This is a genomic window from Parendozoicomonas verongulae, assembly GCF_009711465.1.
In the GTDB taxonomy this organism is placed as follows: domain Bacteria; phylum Pseudomonadota; class Gammaproteobacteria; order Pseudomonadales; family Endozoicomonadaceae; genus Sansalvadorimonas; species Sansalvadorimonas verongulae.
The window spans coordinates 4,398-4,682 of sequence record NZ_SMME01000733.1 but is presented as its reverse complement, the minus strand read 5'-3'; the positions used below and the strand labels follow the sequence as shown (position 1 = coordinate 4,682).

Annotated in this window: 1 protein-coding gene; it reads right to left on the bottom strand. The window is 53.0% G+C overall.

Annotated elements, in window-relative coordinates:
• Window positions 1-208, bottom strand: a 208-nt coding sequence (locus E1189_RS25195) for a hypothetical protein (protein WP_230460151.1), incomplete at its 3' end; no start/stop codon positions are given.
• Window positions 209-285: the final 77 nt, after the last annotated feature.

Genomic DNA, 285 nt, shown 5'->3' with positions numbered 1-285 from the left:
GTCTTTCACCCAATCCAGTCATCTCAACAGACACAAGCGCACCCTGCACGACAGGAAAGATGAGTAACCTAATAGTGCACGGATGACAGCGCCAGCATCGACCATCAGCCAGCATCGCAAGATCATAGCCAGCTACTCCAGCCAGGCCCAGCAACTCTCCCGACACTATAAATAAAGAAATAAAGCCCTTGATGCTTCTGACATCCACGGACGGGCTTTTCGTAAACTAACAAGCTTACTTAAGTCCGGTCGGCCTCCGCCGCCCCCTTCGTCTGTCAGGCGCCA